11 protein-coding genes are annotated in these 13977 nt (G+C 51.0%); 10 read left to right on the top strand and 1 reads right to left on the bottom strand.

Annotation, left to right across the window (positions count from 1 at the left end; translation table 11 throughout):
- Window positions 1–524 precede the first annotated feature (524 nt).
- From FAZ14_RS08435 to FAZ14_RS08415, 5 genes are all read left to right on the top strand, one after another.
- The gene (locus FAZ14_RS08435; protein ID WP_016942296.1) at window positions 525–1793 is read left to right on the top strand and encodes an MFS transporter; all 1269 of its coding nucleotides are present in this window, start codon (window positions 525–527) and stop codon (window positions 1791–1793) included.
- A 69-nt stretch (window positions 1794–1862) separates the two neighbouring features.
- On the top strand, window positions 1863–2729 hold the full coding sequence (gene ydiB / locus FAZ14_RS08430) for a quinate/shikimate dehydrogenase (RefSeq protein ID WP_016942295.1): 867 nt from the start codon (window positions 1863–1865) through the stop codon (window positions 2727–2729).
- 97 nt (window positions 2730–2826) lie between these two features.
- Window positions 2827–3585, top strand: coding sequence for a type I 3-dehydroquinate dehydratase (aroD, locus tag FAZ14_RS08425; RefSeq protein ID WP_016942294.1), 759 nt, complete (start codon window positions 2827–2829; stop codon window positions 3583–3585).
- Between the two features lie 300 nt (window positions 3586–3885).
- On the top strand, window positions 3886–5481 hold the full coding sequence (locus tag FAZ14_RS08420; protein ID WP_016942293.1) for an acyl CoA:acetate/3-ketoacid CoA transferase: 1596 nt from the start codon (window positions 3886–3888) through the stop codon (window positions 5479–5481).
- Between the two features lie 14 nt (window positions 5482–5495).
- The gene (locus FAZ14_RS08415) at window positions 5496–6647 is read left to right on the top strand and encodes an acyl-CoA dehydrogenase (protein WP_016942292.1); all 1152 of its coding nucleotides are present in this window, start codon (window positions 5496–5498) and stop codon (window positions 6645–6647) included.
- A 151-nt stretch (window positions 6648–6798) separates the two neighbouring features.
- Here the strand turns inward: FAZ14_RS08415 and FAZ14_RS08410 are convergent, their stop codons facing one another.
- On the bottom strand, window positions 6799–7710 hold the full coding sequence (locus tag FAZ14_RS08410) for an AraC family transcriptional regulator (RefSeq protein ID WP_016942291.1): 912 nt from the start codon (window positions 7708–7710) through the stop codon (window positions 6799–6801).
- Window positions 7711–8621: 911 nt separating this feature from the next.
- Here FAZ14_RS08410 and FAZ14_RS08405 point away from each other — a divergent pair.
- The 5 genes from FAZ14_RS08405 to fadK all read left to right on the top strand — a co-directional run bounded on the left by FAZ14_RS08405 (window position 8622) and on the right by fadK (window position 13830).
- Window positions 8622–9386 (top strand): electron transfer flavoprotein, encoded by a 765-nt coding sequence (locus tag FAZ14_RS08405; RefSeq protein ID WP_016942290.1) that lies wholly within the window; start codon window positions 8622–8624, stop codon window positions 9384–9386.
- A 22-nt stretch (window positions 9387–9408) separates the two neighbouring features.
- Complete coding sequence (locus FAZ14_RS08400; protein WP_038925583.1) at window positions 9409–10362, top strand: electron transfer flavoprotein subunit alpha; 954 nt, start codon at window positions 9409–9411, stop codon at window positions 10360–10362.
- A gap of 49 nt (window positions 10363–10411) precedes the next feature.
- Complete coding sequence (locus FAZ14_RS08395) at window positions 10412–11701, top strand: FAD-dependent oxidoreductase (RefSeq protein ID WP_038925582.1); 1290 nt, start codon at window positions 10412–10414, stop codon at window positions 11699–11701.
- A complete protein-coding gene (locus FAZ14_RS08390) occupies window positions 11698–11991 on the top strand; it encodes a ferredoxin family protein (protein ID WP_038903435.1) in 294 nt (97 codons plus the stop codon). The genes FAZ14_RS08395 and FAZ14_RS08390 overlap by 4 nt, the downstream gene beginning before the upstream one ends.
- A 156-nt stretch (window positions 11992–12147) precedes the next feature.
- Window positions 12148–13830: a medium-chain fatty-acid--CoA ligase gene (gene fadK, locus FAZ14_RS08385; protein WP_016942286.1), complete on the top strand. Its 1683-nt coding sequence runs from the start codon at window positions 12148–12150 to the stop codon at window positions 13828–13830.
- Window positions 13831–13977: the final 147 nt, after the last annotated feature.

Genomic DNA, 13977 nt, shown 5'->3' with positions numbered 1-13977 from the left:
GAGGTGTCACTTCATCTCATTTTCCTCTTTTATGTATTAATGCCAGCTGGCTCACAATAACAATGTGCTGTTTTTTTATCGTGGCGATAGTTGGCATGAAAAAAATCTTATCACACACGAATCATAAAAATAAATTTGAAGTGTGTCGCATTATTTTATTCTGTCTTGTTGATGTTTAGGGTTGTGCTTTTTGGCATCATAATGTGGTGATTTTGTAAAAGAGAAAACAAATCTTCAACACGCTGACTGAATGAGGTCTGTCGTTCCCTGCAATAAAGTTTGCAACGAAAACCTTATATTGCGTGTTCATTGTTTCCCTTGCTGAGTACATTAAATACAGAGAGTAATTTAGCAATATTTTACGAAGCGTATAACTCATGGGCGTATAACTCATGGGGAGTAAATAAGAGAAATAAAACTGCCGGAACAATTTGTGCAACTTGTGCAGCAAGGCACGACTTGTGCGATGAACATGATGCAATGAAAACTGTGCAATGAAAAAATCACTATAAACGGAGAGAAGCATGAGCCAGAACAAGGCCTTCAATTCGCCATTTTTATTAGCTGTTATCGGCATATATCTAAGCTATTTTCTTCATGGCATTAGCGTCATCACCCTGGCGCAGAATATGACGAGTCTGGCGGCAAAGTTCGGAACTGATAATGCAGGCATCGCCTATCTTATTTCAGGTATTGGCCTGGGAAGATTGGTCAGTATTTTGTTCTTCGGGGTGATTTCCGATAAGTTCGGCCGCCGCGTGTCAATTCTTATCGGGGTAGCGCTGTATGTGTTGTTCTTTTTCGGTATTCCTTCCAGCCCCAACCTGATCGTAGCTTTTATTCTCGCGGTCTGCGTGGGGGTGGCCAACGCTGCCTTGGATACCGGCGCTTATCCGGCATTGATGGAGGCTTATCCCAAAACGTCCGGTTCGGCCGTTATTCTGCTCAAGGCCATGATTTCTTTCGGACAAATGTTCTATCCGGTCCTGGTCGGCTACCTGCTCACCAGCAATATCTGGTACGGCTACGGCATTGTCCTGCCGGGGATCGCGTTCCTGCTGGTATCGCTGCTTATAGTAAGGAGTAAATTCCCGAGCCAGACGGCAGATGCCAATGCCATCAAAGACTTGCCGCAGATGAATCAGAAGCCGTTGGTCTGGTTGGAAGGTGTGGCATCGATTGTATTCGGCGTTGCCATCTTCTCCACCTTTTACGTCATCGTGGTCTGGATGCCGAAATATGCCGTAGCCTATGCCGGTATGGCGGAAACCGACGCGTTGAAGACCATTTCTTATTACAGCATGGGATCGTTGGTGTGCGTATTCGTCTTCGCTCTGCTGTTGAAAAGCATGGTTCGCCCAGTCTGGGCCAACGTGTTCAACTCTGCCTTGGCAGTGGTGGCCAGCACGGTGATTTATCTGTATCCCTCCGCACTGGTTTGTAACGTCGGCGCATTTGTTATCGGCTTCTCTGCGGCCGGTGGGTTATTACAACTGGGCGTTTCTGTGATGTCCGAGTTCTTCCCAAAAAGCAAAGCAAAAGTCACCAGTCTCTATATGTTGATGGGCGGCCTGGCTAATTTCGTGATTCCTATCATCACCGGTTATTTATCCAAGATTGAATTGAAATACATCATTCTGCTGGATATTGGTTTTGCCGTGGTATCGCTGCTCACCGCATTTATCGTTTTCGTTCGCTATTACAAAGTGTTCAATATTCCTGAAAACGATGTGCGGATGGGGGAAAACATGTTTTCGATGAAGAATGCCAGTAATAGACCATCACATTCATAAGCAGAACCCCTCGTCATCATAATAATGGCGCAGGCGGCAAGAATATATTTATAGCGTAAGGAGTTTATAATGGATGTAACTGCAAAATATGAACTGATTGGGTTAATGGCTTATCCAATCAGACACAGCCTGTCACCGGAAATGCAGAATAAAGCGCTGGAAGAAGTTGGGTTACCTTATACCTATATGGCATTTGAAGTGGATAACACCACCTTCCCTCAGGCGATAGCAGGGCTTAAAGCGCTAAAAATGCGTGGTACTGGTGTGTCCATGCCCAATAAACAGCTGGCCTGCGATTATGTGGATGAATTGACACCAGCAGCCAAACTGGTCGGCGCGATAAATACCATCGTCAACGATGATGGTTACCTCAAAGGGTATAACACCGACGGTACCGGGCATATCCGCGCCATCAAGGAAAGCGGCTTTGATATCAAAGGCAAAACTATGGTGCTGGTCGGAGCCGGGGGCGCGTCGACCGCGATCGGTGCTCAGGCGGCGATTGAAGGCATTAAGGCCATCAAGCTGTTCAATCGTCGTGATGAGTTTTACGAAAAGGCGCTCGCCTTTGCCAAACGCGTGAACGACAACACCGACTGCATGGTTACCGTGCACGATCTGGGTGATCAACAGGCGTTCGCTGATGCTATCGCTACCGCCGACATCCTGACCAACGGCACCAAGCTTGGGATGAAACCGCTGGAAAACGAGAGCATCGTTACGGATAAATCCTTGTTGCGCCCAGGCTTGTTGGTTACCGAATGCGTATATAACCCGCATATCACCAAATTGTTGCAGATGGCACAGGAAGTTGGCTGTAAGACCGTTGATGGTTACGGTATGTTGCTGTGGCAGGGGGCAGAGCAGTTCAAACTCTGGACCGGAAAAGACTTCCCGTTGGAATACGTTAAAAAAGCGATGGGATTTGGTGCCTGATGGTCCGCGTCGGCTGTTAGTTGCCCAGCGGTGGCCGCCTGAAGCACGCTGTTCGCTCAGGCGGTGCTGGTCAGGGGATAAATTTTAAGGGAACAACATGAATACCGTAACCGTGAAGAGTGTGGTGATAGGGGAAGGTGCCCCCAAAATCATCGTGTCATTAATGGGAAAAGATGTGTCTTCCGTAGAGTCGGAAGCGCATTACTACCGGGATTTTGATTTCGATATTCTGGAATGGCGCATCGATCATTTTGATGGCGTGGAACAGATCGACAGCGTGCTGGATGCCGCGCACAAGCTGCGCACCATCATTCGTGAGAAACCGATTCTCTTTACGTTCCGTACCGCTAAAGAAGGCGGTGAGAAAGATATTTCGCCGCAAGCCTATATTGCCCTGAATAAACAGCTAATCGACAGTGGCCTTGTGGACATGATTGATCTGGAGTTGTTTACCGGTGACCAACTGGTGAGTGACACCATTGCTCACGCGCATGCCAACGGAATCAAGGTCGTGATGTCCAACCATGATTTCCACAAAACGCCACCGAAGGAAGAGATCGTCAAACGCTTGTGCAAAATGCAGGAGCTGGGTGCTGATATTCCCAAGATTGCATTGATGCCACAAAACAAGAGCGACGTGTTGACGTTGCTGTTGGCCACGCAGGAAATGTCTGAGAAATATGCGGATCGTCCGATCATCACCATGTCGATGTCGAAAGACGGGGTAATTTCACGTCTGGCGGGGGAAGTATTCGGGTCGTCGGCAACGTTCGGCGCCCTGAAAAAAGCGTCCGCGCCCGGCCAGATAGCTATCAAAGATTTGAGAGACGTACTGAGAATTTTGCATGAAGCCTGATTGAAAGGCATTGGCGTATTTATTCAGGTACTACTATGGTGCCTGAATAAAATAAATATCAAATAGCATCATTGATGAGAGAAATAGTATTATTACTATGGCTCGAACGCTCGCATATTATCAATGGTCTGAATTGATAACGTTAAGTGCAATGAAAGTAATGGTAAATATATCCTCATTCAAAAATGAATGTGTGTATTTTTATTTTATATGTCACGCAAAGAAAATTATTTAGCACTGCGTCAGTATATTTCATTTTTGAATAAAAATAATTCAATTCGGCCTGGGTCAGGAGTCGCTATGAAGCTGGAAAAACCGAAAAGAGTCAATGGCAGAGTGCCGGTATTATCTGCCGAAGACGCCGTTAAATATATTCCGGATGAAGCCACGCTGTGCGTATTAGGCGCTGGTGGCGGCATCCTTGAAGCCACAACATTAATTACTGCGTTATCCGAAAGATATAAAGCCACGCAGTCACCGCGCAACCTGTCGCTAATCAGCCCGACCGGATTGGGGGATCGTGCTGAGCGCGGCATCAGCCCACTGGCACAGGAAGGACTGGTGAAATGGGCGCTGTGCGGTCACTGGGGGCAGTCACCGCGAATTTCTGATCTGGCCGAGCAGAACAAAATCTTTGCCTACAACTATCCGCAAGGGGTGTTGACCCAGACGCTGCGCGCCGCTGCCGCGCATCAGCCCGGTATCCTGAGTAATATCGGCGTCGGCACCTTTGTCGACCCACGCCAGCAGGGCGGGAAGCTCAACGAAGTCACCAAAGAAGAGCTGATCAAACTGATTGAAATCGATAACCAGGAATACCTGTATTACAAGGCGATAGCGCCGAACATCGCCTTTATCCGCGCCACCACCTGCGACAGTGAAGGCTATGCCTCGTTTGAGGATGAGGTGATGTATCTGGACGCATTAGTGATCGCGCAAGCCGTTCACAATCATGGCGGCATCGTGATGATGCAGGTGCAGAAAATGGTGAAAAAGGCCACGCTACACCCCAAATCGGTGCGAATCCCCGGTTATCTGGTGGATATCGTGGTGGTTGATTCAGCCCAGACGCAACTCTATGGCGGTGCGCCCGTCAATCGCTTTATTTCCGGCGACTTCACCCTTGATGACAGCACGCAAATGGCTATCCCGCTGAACCAGCGCAAACTGGTCGCTCGCCGCGCACTGTTTGAAATGCGCAAAGGCGCAGTCGGGAATGTGGGGGTCGGGATTGCCGATGGTATCGGCCTGGTGGCTCGGGAAGAGGGGTGCGCAGACGATTTTGTGCTGACGGTGGAAACCGGCCCGGTGGGCGGCATCACCACCCAGGGGGTGGCTTTCGGTGCCAATGTGAACACCCGCGCCATTCTGGATATGACCGCCCAGTTTGATTTCTACCACGGCGGTGGGCTGGATGTGTGCTACCTGAGCTTCGCGGAAATCGACCAACACGGTAACGTCGGCGTGCACAAATTCAACGGCAAGATCATGGGGACCGGCGGATTTATCGATATCAGCGCCACGTCGAAGAAAATCATTTTCTGCGGCACGCTGACCGCCGGTAGCCTGAAAACCGCCGTGGGGGATGGCAAGCTGACCATTACTCAGGAAGGGAAAGTTAAAAAATTCATTAAAGAAATACCGGAAATTACCTTCAGTGGGAAAACAGCGCTGGAGCGGGGCCTCGATGTCCGTTATATCACCGAACGTGCGGTATTTACGTTGAAAGAAGATGGTTTGCATTTGGTCGAAATTGCACCCGGTGTCGATCTGGAAAAAGACATTTTGGCTCAAATGGACTTCACACCCATTATTTCCGGCGATCTGAAATTGATGGATGAAAGAATGTTTCACGACAACGTCATGGGATTTGTTTTGCCTGAAGCAGAACAATAATAGGAGTAAAGAAGATGAACTTTGCCTTAACTGAAGAACAAGAACTCTTGCTTGCCAGTATTCGCGAGTTAATTACCAATAATTTCCCGGAAGAATATTTCAGGACATGCGATCAGACCGGGACGTATCCCAAAGAGTTCATGAAAGCGTTGTCTGACAACGGTATTTCCCTGTTGGGCGTGCCAGAAGAATATAACGGCATTCCGGCTGACTATGTCACCCAGATGCTGGCGCTGATGGAAGTGGCAAAATGCGGCGCACCCGCGTTTCTTATCACCAATGGGCAATGCATTCACAGTATGCTGCGGTTCGGCTCGGCGGAGCAGTTGCGTAAAACGGCGGAAAGCACGCTGGCCACCGGCGACCCGGCTTATGCGCTGGCGCTGACTGAACCGGGCGCGGGTTCGGACAACAGTAGCGCAACCACTTCTTATACGCGCAAAAATGGCAAAGTGTATTTGAATGGCCAGAAAACCTTCATCACCGGGGCGAAAGAATACCCGTATATGCTGGTACTGGCGCGTGATCCAGAACCGAAGGATCCGAAAAAAGCGTTCACCCTCTGGTGGGTGGAATCGAATAAACCGGGTATCAAAATCAACCCGCTGCATAAAATCGGCTGGCATATGCTGAGCACCTGCGAAGTCTATCTGGACAATGTCGAGGTGGATGAAAGCGATAGGGTCGGCGAAGAAGGCATGGGCTTTCTCAATGTGATGTACAACTTCGAGATGGAACGCCTGATCAACGCTGCGCGCAGTACCGGGTTTGCCGAGTGCGCGTTTGAGGATGCCGCCAGATACGCCAACCAGCGCATTGCGTTCGGCAAGCCTATCGGCCATAACCAGATGATCCAGGAAAAGCTGGCGCTGATGGCGATAAAAATCGAGAACATGCGCAATATGGTGATGAAGGTGGCATGGCAGGCGGATATGCACCAGTCGCTGCGTACCAGCGCGGCGCTGTGTAAGTTGTACTGTGCGCGTACCGCGCTGGAAGTTATTGACGATGCGATACAGATTATGGGCGGCCTGGGCTACACCGACGATGCGCGTGTTTCCCGCTTCTGGCGTGATGTCCGTTGTGAGCGAATTGGCGGCGGCACCGATGAGATCATGATTTATATTGCGGGCCGTCAGATTCTGAAAGATTACCAGAATAAATAATCGGTTATTCACTCAGTTCACACCCTGAGGTGTGAACTGAGTGTGCTGTTATCTGAGTGGAGAGCTATTGGCCTGGCTTGTTTGGATACAGAGCGTGTGTTCTATCACCCGTGCCGAATCATGGTAGCTTACTAATGATAACGCGGTCGATTTACGTCAGCATTTCTGAATGGTCATCGAGCTGGGTGACATATTCCAGGCTATCGAGGTCGTTTTTGAACTGTTTTCGATATTCAGACGGTGAACAGCCAACGTGACGAATAAACAATTTTGTAAAATGATCAACATTATCGTACCCCACCCTGAACGATATTTCGTTCAGGCAGAGATCGGTGTTGGTCAGTGAAAATTTTGCGTCTGTGATACGGCGCTTGATAACATAGTTAATCGGTGAAATATGGTATTCTTTGGTAAATTCGTGACAGATGTAACTGACACTGGCCCGGAATTTTTTTGCCAGATTTTCTAACGTGATTTTTTCTCGATAGTTATTGTTTAAATAAACCAGGATATCTTTGATAAGCACATCCTTTCTTATATACCCCCGATCATTTCGATAAGCATTCTTGAAGTTTTCATAATAAATCACAGTTAACGCATAGCTGAATGCATCGTACACCAGGGGCAGTGAATTCGTTTTTTTCTGTGGTAGCAGTACACTGAGTTCCTGAAAAATGCTGCGGATCACCTCTTTATTTTTAACCGTGGAAATGACAGGGCATGAATGGGGTTGCATAATGCGGCCTTCTTCCAGTCCATTGATTTTAAAGCCATAAACGGCACACGTGTAGGTGGTGGCGGGTGATGAGGTGTCAGACGCCACCGTATGCAGGCTACCGCGCTCTATCGCAATGATATCACCCGTCCGTGCGGTATAACTGGATGAGTCAATGGTAAGATTAACTACGCCTTTCTTGACATAGATAAGTTCCGTTTCGGTCTCGTGTACATGGTGGCCGGATTCCCAGTTGGGATCGTCGCTAATAACATAGCGGGAGAGTTTGGGTGTCAATCCATTTTCAAAAACAGCATCCGTTTTATTATCAAACCAGCATTGATACATAACGACCTCCACAGTTAACCGTAAGGCGTAAGCCAATTATTGGATGGCGAAATAGAGTAACCGAAGACAGTATATAACACGAAATATGCAGGCAAAAACAAGATTGTTGGTATGTCATGCAAGATCGTGCGTTGGCTTGCCAACAGGATAAATAGCACGGTGAGGAGTAAGCTACTCCTGATTATACGGTCAGCATGTGAGAGAAAATGGAAGAATAATCTACAAGATTGATACACGAGATTCACAATTCGAGTCATATTTTATTTTTCATGTAAATCAACATCAAAAAATCAGAAAAAAAGATCATAACTATGATGGCGGTCACACATGAATTGATGGTTTTGCCTGGTGTGTTAACGCCGTGTATAAGTCATATTTTTTATTTATGGCTGATGAAATGGCTGTGGATATAAAACAATTAATTAACACATTGAGCAAGTTAACACTTTTTTTTGCAAGATAGTTGGTAACTAAAACATATTATCATGTCGTATTTACCGTGCGTCGGTATCAGTATATCTGCATATATTCTTCATGCTTCAGTTTCGCTTTATTAGTTGTTCTATCCAGAGGCTTTTTCTTTGCAGAACCAACGCGTTGCGTTGTTTAACACGAATGAACTGAGGTATGAGTTTTATCTCACCTTGAGAGAACCGATTTTTATTTACGCCACGGTATTTCTCATTCGGTGATGGGGGATATCGCGCTATTAATGTTTAACCATGCCTGTTTAACCGGAGAAAAACATGAGTCAACAACCCATCTCTCCACATTATTTATTGCCAGCGAGCGGCATCCGTCTGAATTGTTTTATGGACCTGTTGGGGGATCACCATTCAGGTAAGGACGCCTATGTTGCCCACTTAATATGTTGCCCACTCAAATCGTTGTGATTGCCGATAGGAGATACCATGAAAATTATAACCTGCTTCAAGCTGGTACCCGAAGAGCAAGACATTGTGGTTACCGCAGAGCGGACGCTCAATTTCGACCACGCTGATGCCAAGATTAGCCAGTTTGACCTCAACGCTATTGAAGCGGCGGCCCAACTGGTTGGGGATGACGGTCAGGTAACGGCACTCTGTGTGGGGGGCCACTATCTCGAAAACTCCAAAGTCCGCAAGGACGTGCTGTCGCGTGGCCCGCATGAACTCTGTCTGGTGCAGGATGAACGGCTGGAAAACGCACAGCCGAAGGACACCGCACAGGCGATTGCCGCTGCAGCGGGCAAAATCGGCTTCGATTTGATGCTGTTCGGTGAAGGTTCCGGCGATCTGTACGCCCAGCAGGTGGGGCTGCTGGCCGGGGAACTGCTACAGGTACCGACCGTCAACGCGGTCAGCAACATCCAGCTTGAAGGTAACCGCGTCATCGTTGAGCGCACGCTGGAAGAGGACGTTGAGGTGCTGGAATTGACGCTGCCAGCGGTGCTGTGCGTGGCGTCTGATATCAACGTCCCCCGCATTCCTTCCATGAAAGCCATTCTCGGTGCCGGGAAAAAACCGGTTACGCAATGGAAAGCTGGTGATATCGAGTGGACGCCCGGGTCCCCCTTTACTGAACTGGCTGCTATCCATGTACCGCCCCAGGCTGAGCGCAAACATATCATCATTGAAAGCGATTCGCCGGAAGCCGTGGCTGAACTGGCTGAACATCTGAAGAAAGTGCTGAACTAACCCGGAATGGAGAACAATCACCATGAGTAAAGTAGCCAATGTATGGGTGTTCAGCGACAACACCGAACGTTATGCCGATTTACTGGCCGGTGCCCGTCAGTGGGGGGAGCGCGTTGATGTGCTGGTCCAGCATGACGACGTAGTATCGGCAGTCAAACCCCTGGGGGCGGACGCCGTCTATGTTCTGGGCGTGAATGCGCAAAATCAGCGTATTGAAAACTATGCCGAAACGCTGGCTTCCGTCGTAGAAAAACCGGCAGACGATGCCCGTACCGCGTCGCTTATCCTGTTGTCCTCCACCAAACGCGGCAAAGCGCTGGCTGCACGCCTTAGCATTCTGCTCAATGCCGCCGTGGTCAACGACGTCACCACCCTGAGCATAAGCGATGACGGCGTATTTGCTGAACACCGCATGTACGGTGGTCTGGCCTTTGGCCGCGAGAAGATCAACACCGCGATCGCCATTGTCACGCTGGCACCCGGCGCGCTAGAGCCTGCTGTTGCCAATCCGGCACACGACTGCCCGGTCTATCAGGCCAGCTATGTTGCCCCGCGCCAGGAAATTCTGTGCAAGGAGCGTCGTGCGAAATCCGTGAGTAGCGTTGATTTGAGCAAAGCCAAACGCGTCATCGGTGTTGGTCGTGGTCTGGCGTCTCAGGATGACCTGCGTATGGTGCAAGGTCTTGCGACGGCTATCGGCGCAGAAGTCGGTTGTTCCCGTCCTATCGCTGAAGGGGAGCACTGGATGGAGCGTGAACGCTACATCGGCGTTTCTGGTGTGCTGCTGAAATCCGATCTTTATCTGATGCTGGGTATCTCCGGTCAGATTCAGCATATGGTGGGTGGCAACAGTGCGAAAACCATCATCGCCATCAACAAAGACAAAAACGCGCCCGTCTTCAAATACGCCGATTACGGTCTGGTTGGGGACATCTACAAAGTCGTACCCGCCCTGATCGAGCAGTTGACCCGTTAACGACACTGGCCCCGCCGCCCTGCTGGTGGCGGGATAAGGAGACGACGCTATGTCGGAAGAAAAATTTGATGCCATCGTGGTCGGTGCGGGTGTCGCCGGTTGTGTGGCCGGGTATGTGATGGCGAAAGCCGGGTTGGACGTGTTGGTGATTGAGCGTGGCAACTCGGCGGGCAGCAAAAACATGACCGGTGGGCGTCTTTATGCGCACAGTCTGGAGAAGATTATGCCGGGCTTTGCGCAGGAGGCGCCTGTCGAACGCAAGGTGACCCGGGAAAAAATCTCCTTTCTCACTGAAGAAAGCGCGATCACGATGGATTACCACAGCGAACAGCCAGATATCGCATCGAAGGCTTCCTACACCGTATTGCGCAATTTGTTTGACCCGTGGCTGATGGAAAAAGCGGAAGCAGCGGGCGCACAGTTTATTCCCGGCGTGCGGGTCGATTCTCTGGTCCGCGAGGGCAACCGGGTAGTCGGCGTACAGGCGGGTGACGACGTACTGGAAGCCAACATCGTGATTCTGGCCGAAGGTGTCAATTCGCTGCTGGGGCGTTCTATCGGCATGGTACAGCCGTCATCACCGCACCATTATGCGGTCGGTGTTAAAGAGCTGATTGCACTGCCGTCCTCTGTGATTGAAGACCGCTTTACTCTCGTCGCGGGCGAAGGCGCGGCCTGGCTGTTTGCCGGATCGCCATCAAACGGCCTGATGGGTGGCGGCTTCCTTTACACCAACCGGGATACGATTTCATTGGGGCTGGTCTGTGGCTTGGGCGATATCGATCACGCCACCAAGAGCGTGCCGCAGATGCTGGAAGATTTTAAGCAGCACCCGGCTATCCGACCGCTGATTCAAGGGGGCACTCTGCGGGAGTATTCCGCGCATGTGGTACCGGAAGGGGGGCTGGATATGGTGCCGCAACTGGCGGGCGATGGTGTGATGATCGTGGGTGACGCCGCGGGGCTGTGCCTCAATCTGGGGTATACCGTGCGGGGAATGGACCTGGCCATCGCATCAGCAGAGGCAGCGGCATTGACCGCCATTGACGCGAAAAACAGGCAGGACTTTTCCGCCGATGGGCTGGCCGGATACCGCAAGACTCTGGAGCAGAGCTTCGTGCTACAAGACATGCACCGCTACCGCAAGCTGCCAGCACTGATGGAAAACCCGCGTATGTTCACCCAGTACCCGCGCATGATAGCCGACATCATGAGCGACATGTTCATTATTGATGGTGGCCCCAGCAAATCCATGCGCTCAAAAATCCTGGGTCGTGCCAAACAGGTGGGACTGATGAATCTATTGAAAGATGGCATCAAGGGAGCGACCGCGCTATGAGCAACGAAAATAGTGTCAATGTTGACGTCAAACTGGGCATCAACAAATTCCATGTTGATGAAGGCAATCCGCATATCGTGCTGATGGATAAACCGGCGCAAGAGCAGTTCAACAAATTGGTGAAAGCCTGCCCGGCGGGGCTTTATAAGCAGGACGGCGAAGGCAATATCCACTTTGATTACGCTGGCTGCCTGGAGTGTGGCACCTGTCGGGTACTGTGCGGCGATACGATTCTGGAAAAATGGGAGTATCCCCAGGGCACGTTCGGTATCGAGTTCCGTTTTGGCTGAGACGTTCACGTCAGCAGTGGGGCCAGCCAGTCGTTCTGTCTGGTCTGTGCTCACCTGCAACGAGAGGTCGTCGTGTCGGTGATGGATGATGGAATGGCTCGATACCGTGCAAGCCTTTCACGATAGCGCGGCCGTGTATAAAACAGAGATAACATCATGACGGTCACAATAAAATTTAACGCCGAACGCCGCGAGCGCTATCGGCGGCTGGGGTACTGGGGGGACGCGTCGCTTGGCGATTACTGGCACCAGTCGGTAAAGGCGGCACCTGACAAAATTGCCGTTATCGACAATCAAGGTGCGACCTATACCTACGCCGAACTGGACCGCGCTGCCGCGAGCCTGGCCGCGTATTTGCTGGCTTGCGGTATTATGCCCGGCGACCGGGTGGCGTTCCAGCTTCCCGGCTGGAGCGAGTTCACGTTAATCTATCTGGCCTGCCTGAAAGTCGGCGCGGTATCGGTTCCGCTGCTGCCTGCCTACCGTGAGACGGAGTTGATCTGGACTCTTAACAAGAGTCAGGCGCGCATGTTGTTTGTGCCGACCTGGTTCAAAAACAGCAGCCCGCTGGAACTGATTACGCCATTGCGCGAGCAACTGCCGTATTTAGAGCATCTGGTAGCGGTGGATAAACTGGCACCCGCGACCTCGACGCCAGCGCTTAGCCAACTGTTGCAGGACTACCTACCGCTGGCGCAACCGGTCAGCGTCAACGGTGACGAACTGGCTGCGGTGTTGTTCACCTCCGGCACGGAAGGCGTACCCAAGGGAGTAATGCTGACCCACAACAATATTCTCGCCAGTGAGCGAGCTTACGCTGCCACTCTTAATCTGAACTGGCTGGACACCATCCTGATGCCAGCACCGCTGGCGCACGCGACGGGGTTTCTGCACGGCGTCACCCTGCCATTCTTGATTGGGGGCCACAGTGTGCTGCTGGATATCTTCAATCCGACACACTGCCTCACCTTACTGGAACGGGAGCGCTGTACCTGCGTACTGGGGGCGACGCCGTTCGTCTATGACTTGCTGTGTACCGTACAGCAGCACCCTTACGATCTGTCGTCACTGCGCTTTTTCCTGTGCGGCGGCACCACGATCCCGAAAAAAATCACCCGCGACTGTCTGCAAGCTGGCATCAAGCTGCTGAGTGTGTATGGTGCGACGGAAAGCTCGCCCCACGCTGTGGTTAAGCTGGATGATCCGCTGTCCCGCGTGGTTAATACCGATGGCACGGCTGTCGCTGGTGTTGAAATTCGGGTGGTTGATAAGCATCGGCAGACAGTACCTTGCGGTGATGAAGGGGAGGAGGCTTCCCGTGGCCCCCAGGTGTTTATGGGCTATCTGGACGAACCTGAACTGACGGCGAGAGCGCTGGACGACGAAGGCTGGTATTACAGTGGTGATTTGTGCCGTATGGATGAGGCGGGCTATATCAAGATCACCGGTCGGAAGAAGGACATTATTGTCCGTGGCGGTGAAAACATCAGCAGTCGGGAGGTGGAGGAAATTCTCTTGCAACACCCACGGGTGCGTGATGCGGGTGTTGTTGCCATGCCGGATGAGCGCCTGGGCGAACGTACCTGCGCTTACGTCGTACTGAAGGAACCCTACCATACGCTGATACTGGAAGAGGTGATCGCTTTTTTCGGCCGCAAGCGTGTCGCCAAGTATAAATACCCCGAGCATCTGGTGGTGATTGACCATCTGCCCCGCACCGCGTCAGGGAAAATCAGGAAATATCTGTTGCGACAGGACATCATCCAGCGTTTGGGTCTGGTCGTGTCGCAAGCCGACACCGTGGCGTCCGCGATTTCAGGTACCACCCTGCACGTATAACACCGTCCCTGATGTGTCTATCTGGCACAGGGGAATACATTATCTGCATTATTTGAATGCCTGACCCGGGGAACCTCTTCGGGTTAGGTTTTTACGTCATGCCAATGCTGAGCAGTGTTATTATTGAACGTTTTGAAAATAAGCGTG

The organism is Dickeya oryzae (assembly GCF_009372235.1).
In the GTDB taxonomy this organism is placed as follows: domain Bacteria; phylum Pseudomonadota; class Gammaproteobacteria; order Enterobacterales; family Enterobacteriaceae; genus Dickeya; species Dickeya oryzae.
The sequence above is the reverse complement of the archived record's forward strand: the minus strand, read 5'-3'. Positions and strand labels throughout refer to the sequence as shown.